The sequence below is a fragment of the Actinocrinis sp. genome, assembly GCF_035946395.1.
Classification (GTDB): domain Bacteria; phylum Actinomycetota; class Actinomycetes; order Streptomycetales; family Catenulisporaceae; genus Actinocrinis.
Window position 1 is genome coordinate 1 of the sequence record NZ_DASYZI010000417.1, and the last position, 7,265, is coordinate 7,265.

Genomic DNA, 7,265 nt, shown 5'->3' on the forward strand with positions numbered 1-7,265 from the left:
GCCCGGCTGCGCAGCCCGTTCGCGGCCTGGGAGCGGAACCAGGCGAACTGCGGCGAGCGGCCGTCGATGCCGCGCAGCGGATCGACCTGTAGGACGCCCGACACGACCGGGGTGTCGCCCGCCCGCACCGTGATCGGCGCCCAGAAGTACATGAGGCAGTCCGACTCGATTCGCCGCATGCTCTTCTCGTCGTTGAGGATGACCGCGCTGCGCCGCACGATGGCTGCCGCGTCGTCTCGCAGCCTGGCCAGCACCGGCCCGAACTGGACGCTGATCGCCGGCCCGGTCGCCGCGGAGAGCCAGCCGTCCTGGGCGAGGCGGTACGGCGTGTAGATCACCTCGACATCCTGGTGCGTCCCGAGGTAGCCGGCGGCCAGATCCCGGTTCGACGGGAAGAGGTACCACAGGTCCCCGGGCATGAACCCGACCGGTACCCCGGACATCTGCGTCAGCCACTCGGACAGCGCGCCGCTGAGCGTCGGCGCCAGGTCCCTGGTCACCTCGGCCCGGTTGATCGCGTGCTCGCAATGGGTGTGCGCGAGGGGTTCGAGCCCGGACAGCGCGGTGTTCTCCCAGTCGATCAGGTTCGGGCCGCCGGCCACCAGGTAGCAGTCGCCGTGCCGGCGGTCGCGGGCCAGACCCCACTCGTGCCGACGCGTGTCGTACGATCGCCGCACGACGGCCCCGGCCTCGACCAGCGCGCTCTGATCGCCTACCGCGAGGCGGCCGAGAATCGCGTGCCCGTGCGCCGTGCTTCGCAGCCGCCCGACGATCCGGGGCACGCCGTCGAGCGCGCTCGACGGGTCGGTCAGCTCCACGGGCCGCCAGACCGGGCGGTCGCCCGGTGGTCCGTGAAGCGGGTTGTGATGATCGGTCATCGGCCGCCCTCCGAGGTCGATGGGGGAGCCCGGCGGCCACACGTCGGCCCCCGGCATCCATACAAGAGGCGCAGTGTGCCGCCGCTGATACAGCACGGCCGCCACAGTGACAAGGCCGTGATCCGGCCACCCGGCCGCGTTCCGGCCGCACGTCTCGAACACCCCCGGCCCGACGTGTCGCACGCCACCCCCGGCGTCTCGCGAGAGAGCAATCGGACAGGAGCCTGCGACGGCGTCCCGGTCTAAGCTGGGACCGCCTTCGCGCGGCGCCGTCGGGCACGAGCGCCGTCGAATGCGAACACTGCGACACGTGATGATGAACACTGGGTGATGGAGAGGCTAGGAGCCCTGCATGCGAGTCAGCGTCGACCGAGAGATTTGCGCCTCTTCCAGTCGTTGCGCGTTCGACGTCCCGGAGGTCTTCGACCAGGACGATGAGGGCCTGGTCGTCACGCTGCTGACCACGCTCCCGCCCGAGTTCGAGACCAGGGTGCGCAAGGCGGCGCACAACTGTCCGGCGGGTGCGATCACCGTCCTGGAGGACTGACCGGAACGCCGGACCGCAGCGCGTTCCCGGCAGGACGCTACTGTGACGAGGCCCTGACCAGTCACGGCGCAAGCTGATTACCCCTCACTTACCGCTCGGAAGATATTTAGGTTACCTTTGCTAAGTAAATTTCCACCGGGGTGGGAGGGCGGGCGCGGATGACCACGACGGGTGCCGAGGACAGGACGCAGAAGGCGGCGACGAGCCGGGACGGCGGGCAGCGGGCCCGCTGGGTCGGGGCGGACCATCCGCGCTACAAGTGGGTGGCGCTGTCCAACACCACGCTGGGCATGTTGATCGCGACGATCAACAGCTCGATCGTGCTGATCTCGCTGCCCGCCATCTTCAACGGCATCCGGCTCGATCCGCTCCAGCCGGGCAACGTCAGCTACCTGCTGTGGATGCTGATGGGCTACATGCTGGTCTCCGCGGTGCTGGTGGTCGCGCTCGGCCGGCTCGGGGACATGTTCGGCCGGGTGCGCATCTACAACGCCGGGTTCCTGATCTTCGCGGTCACCTCGGTCGTCCTCTCGCTCGATCCGCTGCACGGAGCCGGCGGGGCGCTCTGGCTGATCCTCTGGCGCATCGTGCAGGCCATCGGCGGCTCGATGCTCATGGCGAACTCCGCAGCGATCATCACCGACGCGTTCCCGGCCGAGCAGCGCGGCATGGCGCTCGGGGTGAACATGGTCGCCGCGATCGCCGGCTCGTTCCTCGGCCTGGTGCTCGGCGGAGTGCTGGCCGAGTGGGACTGGCGCACCATCTTCTGGGTGAACGTGCCGATCGGCCTGCTCGGCACGGTCTGGGCGTACCGCTCGCTGCACGAGACCGGGATCCGCAAGCCCGCGCGCTTCGACTGGTGGGGCAACGTCACCTTCGGCATCGGGCTGACCGCGCTGCTGGCCGGGATCACCTACGGCATTCAGCCGTACGGCGGTCACACGATGGGCTGGACGAACCCGTGGGTGATCGCCGGCCTGGTCGGCGGGGTGGTGCTGCTGGCCGCCTTCTGCGCCGTCGAGATGCGCGTCGCCGAGCCGATGTTCCCGCTGCGCCTGTTCCGCAACCTCGCCTTCACCGGCGGCAACGCGGCGGCGCTGCTCGGCTCGATAGGCCGCGGCGGCATGCAGTTCATGCTGATCATCTGGCTCCAGGGGATCTGGCTGCCGCTGCACGGCTACGACTACGCGCAGACCCCGCTGTGGGCCGGCATCTACCTGCTGCCGCTGACCGTCGGGTTCCTCGCCGCGGGCCCGATCGCCGGTCACCTGTCCGACAAGTTCGGCGCGCGGCTGTTCGCGGCCGGCGGCCTGACCGTGATGGCCGCCTCGTTCGCCGGGCTGCTGCTGATCCCGACCGACTTCAACTACGCCTGGTTCGCCGCGCTGGTCCTGCTCAACGGGCTCGGCGGCGGGTTGTTCGCCGCCCCGAACACGTCGATCATCATGTCGAACGTGCCGGCCGAGGCGCGCGGCGCCGCCTCGGGCATGCGCGCCACCTTCCAGAACGCGGGCATGGTGCTGTCCATCGGCATCTTCTTCTCGCTCATGGTCGCCGGGCTCGCCGGGTCGCTGCCGAACACGCTGACCAGCGGACTGACCGCGCAGGGCGTACCGCTGGCCAACGCGCACGCCGTCGCCAACCTGCCCCCGGTCGGCACGCTGTTCGCCGCGTTCCTCGGCTACAACCCGATCCAGCAACTGCTCGGGCCGCAGGTCCTCGGCAACCTGCCGGCGGCCAACGCGCACACGCTCACCGGCCGCGAGTTCTTCCCGCACCTGATCTCCGGGCCGTTCCACGACGGCCTGATCGTGGTCTTCGCGCTGGCGATCGTGATGTCGCTGATCGCCGCCGCCGCGTGCCTGATCCGCGACAGGCCGGCGCGCAGCAGCTGAGCAGCCGACTGATCACGGCCGACGGAAGCGTCAGCGCTCGTTGCCCGCCTTCAGCCATGCCACGTAGTCGGCGGCCGCCTGCTCGGTGTTGTATGAGGGTTCGAAACCGGTGTCCTCGCGCAGGCGGGTGATGTCGAGGTAGAGGTCGCGCCCAGGCCCGTTCGGGTCGCGACCTTCCGGCAACTCGATGCGTGCGTCGGGCACGACTTTGCGTATCGCCTCGGCGACTTCACCGTTGGAGGTCGGGCGCCCGGCGGCGACGTTGTAGGTGCGGTGGTTGAGACGCGGGGCCTGTTGCAGCAGTGCGATGGCGCGGCCGCAGTCCTTCACGTAGCAGAGGTCGAGGCCGTCCTGCGCGTAGACGGGGGAGCGCAGTTGGGAGAAGTCCGGCACGGTGCCGCGGACGGCTGCGTGCACCATTTGCGGCGCGGCGAAGAACGGCGACGCCGTGCGGCCGAGCGGGCCCCAGATCCCGGCGATGCGCAGGTTGACCACCTCCATCCCGCTCTGCGCGGCGATGTAGTCGTTCAGCAGCTCGCCGATCTTCTTGAACGCCGGGATGACGTGGCCTGACGTCATCGGCAGCGGCAGGTCTTCGCGCAGCGGCCCCGCTGCGTCCACGCCGCCGTAGACCCCGATCGTGCTCGCGACGCAGACGCGCGGTACGCCCCAGTCGCTCGCCGCCTGCAACACGCCGAGCAGGCTCTCGACGGCTGCCCGCGAGTCCGCGACAGGATGCGGGCTCGGTGGCCACGGCACGCTGACGGCCAGGTGCAGGACGCCGGTGATCTCGTGCCGCTCGCCGATCTTGAGCAGCGCCGGCAGGTCTGTCACGTCGGCCTGCTCGACGAATATCCGCGTGCCCGCCTCGCCCGCGATCGGCTCGGGCAGCGGCTGGTCGGGGGCGCGCCGCTGGACCAGGGCGCACGACTGCCCAAGGTCGAGCAGCGCGCGGGCGGTGTGCGTCCCGATGAAGCCCAGTCCGCCGGTGATCAGTATCATGCTCAGCCTCACGTTTCATCGGCTGTAGTGAATATCAGTAACACTGACGATCAGGCTAGCGCTAACATCGAGGGGTGTCCAGCCTCGTCCGACTGCTCAAGCACGCCCAACTGCGGCTGTCCGAGATGACCAACACGGCGCTTGAGCCGTATGGCATCTCCGGACGTGAACTGGGTGTGCTCACCGAACTCGCCGACGACGAGCCGGCTTCGCAGCAGGACGCGGCGCGCCGCCTCGGCATCGACCGCACGAGCATGGTCGCCTTCATCGACGCGCTGGAGGCCAAGGGCTTGGTCGAGCGGCGCCCGCATGCGCTCGACCGGCGCCGCAACGTGGTCGCGCTGACCGCGACCGGCCGCAGGACGCTGCGGGAGGCGGTGAGCGTGAGCGAACGAGTGGAACGCGACTTCCTCAAGCCGCTGACCGGGCTGGACGGGCAGCAACTGAAGGAAGCGCTGGTTAGCCTGATCGAGGGTTCGGCGTGACTCGAAATGCCTATTCAGCTGTACGGGAAGCTGACGCATCATTTGACTAAGGCTCCTTCGAGGGGGAGCACGGGCAGGTCGAAGGCTTGGTTACCGCGGCCGGGCGTATCGAGGCGTGTCGGCACGCCGCCCGCGCGGAGGGATATTGGGGGCGGCGATGGCTACCTGTGCGGGCCCGCGTGTCTTCGTGGGCATAGATCGTGCGATCCCCGGCTTGGCCGCGGTGCGCTACGCGGTCGACGAGGCCAGGCGGCGCGGCGCGCCGCTGCACGCGGTGCGCGTGGCGGCGCGGCTGACGCTGCTGGAGACCACGCAGATCGACGCCGCTTTTGCCGAGGCGCTCGGCGGATTCCCGGACGACGTGGTCGTCCACCGCGAGGTTCTGGTCGGTCCGGTCGCCGAGACGCTCACCAATCGCGCGCGCAACTCCACGGACGTACTGGTCGTCGGGACGGACGGTGGCCGGTGGCGCGCGTTCGGCTCCGGTTCGATCAGCCGGGCGTGCGTGCGCAAGGCGCGGTGCCCGGTGCTCGTCGTGCCAGGCCCGGAGCTGACCGAGCCCGTGGCCACGCGCGGCAGGCGCGGTGCGCGCGAGCGGCTACTGCCGGGCAAGCGTGATCCGCTCGCGGGCCTGGATTACGAAGCGCCGATCGCAGGTTACTGAGGCAACGAACCGTCGGATTGCCGTGCCTTCGGGCACAGTGCCGTCGGCGTGACGGTCGATCAGGCGCGCGTCGCGACGACCAGCGTGTCGATGGCGGGCCGCGCTGCTCCGTCCACATGACGCGCCACGCGTTCCGCGCGCTCGATGCGCAGCGCCGCGAGCGGCGCGGTCACCGCCTCGGGCGTGTAGAGGACGCGCAGGTCTTGCGGCCCGCCCACGCCCTCCGCGGGATTCGTGGCGTCGTGGCCGACGATGAACAGCATTCCGCCCGCAGCGAGCGCGCCGGCGGCCCGCCGCAGCACCGTGTCGAGGTCGTGCTGGAACAGGTGCAGGTAGGCGATCACCACGAGATCGAAACCGCCGGCTTCGGGCACGTATGCGGTCAGATCGGCGGCGACCCAATCGAGTTCGAGCCCGGACTTCGCGGCCCGCTCGCGTCCCTTGTCCAGCGCGACGCCGGAGAAGTCCACCGCGGTGACCTGCCAGCCCCGGCTCGCGAGCCACAGCGCGTTGCGTCCCTCGCCGCAGGCGAGATCCAGGGCGCGGCCAGGAGCCAGGCCGGCGAGCTGCTCGGCGACGAAGCGGTTCGGCGCCAGGCTCCAGATGAATTCGGCCGTCCGATACCGCTCGTCCCAGGCGGCCTGGCCCATGCCGTCCGTCGCCGCTCGCCGAGCATCAATCTCGTTTCTCTGCATTGACCCATCATCCCGCGCCCCGGGCTCGCGATCAGGTCACCGGGACGATTTGCGCGGACAGGACACGGCCCCGCTCGACGTGGAGGATGCCGAGCGTGCCGTGCGGCTGCCTGCGGCGGTCGGTCGGCGAGCCGGGATTGAAGATCCGCAGCGCGCCTGGCCGGTCCGGGTCGCTGCTCTCATCGAGTGGAATGTGCGAGTGCCCGAAGACGATCAGCCGCGCCTCGGGGAACCGGTGACGCATGCGCGCGGCACGTCCGGCGGCCGGCCCGGCGGCCGGTCCGGCGTCGTGCACCATCGCTATCGGGACGCCATCCAGCTCGAACCGTAGTTCCTCCGGCGCACCCCACACAGCGACGTCCGCGCCGTCATTGTTGCCGAGGACCGCGCGCACCGGGGCATACTCGGACAACTCGTCGAGTACGCCCGCGGTGCAGACGTCGCCCGCGTGCAGGATGAGGTCGGCGCCCGCCAAGTGCTCGGCGACGGCCGGCGGACAGCCGCGCCAACGCCGGGGCGCGTGCGTGTCCGACAAGACGATGACCTTCATGGACCTTCGGTACGAGCGCTTGTGGTGCTGAGCCAGGCCTGGGAGGCCGCTGAAGATCCACGCCGGGCGAAACGGCCCCCGCATCCCGCCAGGCTGCGTTGCCGAGGTGCCCGCAGACAAACCCAGTGCGGACACCTCGGCGCCTTGCCGGCCGGGCGCGGATGACCGTTTCGCTGATCCGGCCCCACCTCTCGAACACCCCTAGCGCACGGTCTCGATCTTGACGCCGTGCCAGAAGGCCACGTAGTCGCGGATCTGCGCCGCCTCGTCGGTGGGCTTGGGGTAGTACCAGGCCGCGTCGCGGTTGGTCTCGCCGCCCACGCTCAGAGAGTAGTAGCTGGCCAGACCCTTCCAGGAGCACATCGAGGTGGTCTTGCTCGCCGCGAGGAACTCCCGGCGCACCGCCTCCGGCGGGAAGTACTGATTGCCCTCGACCACGACGGTCTGGTCGCTCTCGGCGATCACCTGACCGTTCCACACCGCGCGTACCGTCGCCATGACGGCCTCCTTCTCAGTCTCCGCATTCATCGCCAGGCGACCTGCCTACCA

9 protein-coding genes are annotated in these 7,265 nt (G+C 70.0%); 4 read left to right on the forward strand and 5 right to left on the reverse strand.

The window, feature by feature from the left end:
• Positions 1 to 878: hypothetical protein (locus tag VGS97_RS26295; protein WP_326856344.1), on the reverse strand; the 878-nt coding region annotated here is incomplete at its 3' end.
• A gap of 352 nt (positions 879 to 1,230) precedes the next feature.
• Here VGS97_RS26295 and VGS97_RS26300 point away from each other — a divergent pair.
• A complete protein-coding gene (locus VGS97_RS26300) occupies positions 1,231 to 1,425 on the forward strand; it encodes a ferredoxin (protein WP_326856345.1) in 195 nt (64 codons plus the stop codon).
• Positions 1,426 to 1,583: 158 nt separating this feature from the next.
• Positions 1,584 to 3,320 (forward strand): MFS transporter, encoded by a 1,737-nt coding sequence (locus VGS97_RS26305; protein ID WP_326856346.1) that lies wholly within the window; start codon positions 1,584 to 1,586, stop codon positions 3,318 to 3,320.
• A gap of 30 nt (positions 3,321 to 3,350) precedes the next feature.
• On the opposite strand, the gene VGS97_RS26310 is transcribed toward VGS97_RS26305, so the two are convergent.
• Positions 3,351 to 4,322: an NAD(P)-dependent oxidoreductase gene (locus tag VGS97_RS26310; RefSeq protein ID WP_326856347.1), complete on the reverse strand. Its 972-nt coding sequence runs from the start codon at positions 4,320 to 4,322 to the stop codon at positions 3,351 to 3,353.
• 74 nt (positions 4,323 to 4,396) lie between these two features.
• Between VGS97_RS26310 and VGS97_RS26315 the strand changes: the two genes are divergently transcribed.
• Together VGS97_RS26315 and VGS97_RS26320 are read left to right on the forward strand one after the other, a co-directional pair.
• Positions 4,397 to 4,807 (forward strand): MarR family winged helix-turn-helix transcriptional regulator, encoded by a 411-nt coding sequence (locus tag VGS97_RS26315; RefSeq protein ID WP_326856348.1) that lies wholly within the window; start codon positions 4,397 to 4,399, stop codon positions 4,805 to 4,807.
• A 187-nt stretch (positions 4,808 to 4,994) separates the two neighbouring features.
• Positions 4,995 to 5,471 (forward strand): universal stress protein, encoded by a 477-nt coding sequence (locus tag VGS97_RS26320; protein WP_326856349.1) that lies wholly within the window; start codon positions 4,995 to 4,997, stop codon positions 5,469 to 5,471.
• A 59-nt stretch (positions 5,472 to 5,530) separates the two neighbouring features.
• On the opposite strand, the gene VGS97_RS26325 is transcribed toward VGS97_RS26320, so the two are convergent.
• The 3 genes from VGS97_RS26325 to VGS97_RS26335 all read right to left on the reverse strand — a co-directional run bounded on the left by VGS97_RS26325 (position 5,531) and on the right by VGS97_RS26335 (position 7,214).
• Positions 5,531 to 6,166 (reverse strand): class I SAM-dependent methyltransferase, encoded by a 636-nt coding sequence (locus VGS97_RS26325; protein WP_326856350.1) that lies wholly within the window; start codon positions 6,164 to 6,166, stop codon positions 5,531 to 5,533.
• A gap of 31 nt (positions 6,167 to 6,197) precedes the next feature.
• Positions 6,198 to 6,716, reverse strand: a complete 519-nt coding sequence (locus VGS97_RS26330) for a metallophosphoesterase family protein (RefSeq protein WP_326856351.1) — start codon at positions 6,714 to 6,716, stop codon at positions 6,198 to 6,200.
• 201 nt (positions 6,717 to 6,917) lie between these two features.
• Entirely contained in the window at positions 6,918 to 7,214 is a 297-nt protein-coding gene (locus tag VGS97_RS26335) for a DUF427 domain-containing protein (protein ID WP_326856352.1), read from the reverse strand.
• Positions 7,215 to 7,265: the final 51 nt, after the last annotated feature.

Coding starts and splice junctions, on each gene's coding strand:
- VGS97_RS26310 (WP_326856347.1), bottom strand. CDS start 4,322: ATGATACTGATCACCGGCGGACTGGGCTTCATCGGGACGCACACCGCC.
- VGS97_RS26335 (WP_326856352.1), bottom strand. CDS start 7,214: ATGGCGACGGTACGCGCGGTGTGGAACGGTCAGGTGATCGCCGAGAGC.
- VGS97_RS26300 (WP_326856345.1), top strand. CDS start 1,231: ATGCGAGTCAGCGTCGACCGAGAGATTTGCGCCTCTTCCAGTCGTTGC.
- VGS97_RS26305 (WP_326856346.1), top strand. CDS start 1,584: ATGACCACGACGGGTGCCGAGGACAGGACGCAGAAGGCGGCGACGAGC.
- VGS97_RS26325 (WP_326856350.1), bottom strand. CDS start 6,166: ATGCAGAGAAACGAGATTGATGCTCGGCGAGCGGCGACGGACGGCATG.
- VGS97_RS26330 (WP_326856351.1), bottom strand. CDS start 6,716: ATGAAGGTCATCGTCTTGTCGGACACGCACGCGCCCCGGCGTTGGCGC.